We start from the raw sequence: 828 nt of genomic DNA, 5'->3' as shown, positions 1-828 counted from the left end.
GCGTCTCGACGCCGACCGCGAGCCGCTGGATCGATCGCTGGAACGACGGCGCTGTCGACGGTCTTCGACCAGAGTTCAGTGATGGTCGTCCACCAAAACTTGACGAGCACCAGCGCGAAAGACTTCGAGAGGTGCTCGAACAGCACCAACCGCTCACCACCCACGAAGTTCAGCGGCTTATCGAAGACGCATTTAACGTGTCATACTCACAACGACATCTTTCACGAATTCTCAAAGATCTTGGACTTAAATACGCGATCCCTCGACCAGAATCACCGGATCGCCCTGACGATGCCGAAGAGCAGCTCGAGGAACGTCTCGAGGCCGCTCTCGACGATCTTGACGACGACGCGGTAACTGACGGCGGTGTCGTCGTCGGGTTTCTTGACGAAGCGTGGCCTCGACCAACGGACAACAGCCGGCGGTTGTGGGCCTTCGAGAAACCAACGATCCAAAAGGAGACGCCGACAGAGAATTTTGACGATGTCGTCTTCGGATTTTACGCGCTCAACGGAAGAAGTGTCGTCGACTGCAAAGCGGATCTAAGCAAGGAATCTGTGGGCGATTTTTTCCCACAAGATCCGCGAGAAGAATCCTGAGCGACCGATCATCATCGTTTGCGACAACTTTTCGTCTCACTTTGCTGAATATGTCGATAATATAGTAAAACAGCTCGATCTGACGAGAGTAGCATTACCGCGGTATTCACCAGATCTCAATCCGATTGAACAGATCTGGAAGAGTGTTAAACGCGATCTGTCGCCACTTGATGCACCCGATGTAGAAACGTATCGAACGCTCATCTGTGACATTTTTCGTAAATATGCT

The 828-nt window shown here is 52.3% G+C and carries 2 protein-coding genes; both read left to right on the top strand.

What is annotated here, in order from left to right; translation table 11 throughout:
* Positions 1-599: IS630 family transposase (locus tag N5096_RS16080; RefSeq protein ID WP_267665796.1), on the top strand; the 599-nt coding region annotated here is incomplete at its 5' end.
* Positions 556-828, top strand: a 273-nt coding sequence (locus N5096_RS16620; RefSeq protein WP_379790611.1) for a transposase, incomplete at its 3' end; no start/stop codon positions are given. The genes N5096_RS16080 and N5096_RS16620, both read left to right, overlap by 44 nt.

Origin of the sequence: Halorubrum yunnanense (assembly GCF_026586675.1) — an archaeon.
GTDB lineage: Archaea > Halobacteriota > Halobacteria > Halobacteriales > Haloferacaceae > Halorubrum > Halorubrum yunnanense.
This window is presented reverse-complemented; position numbering and strand designations above follow the sequence as displayed.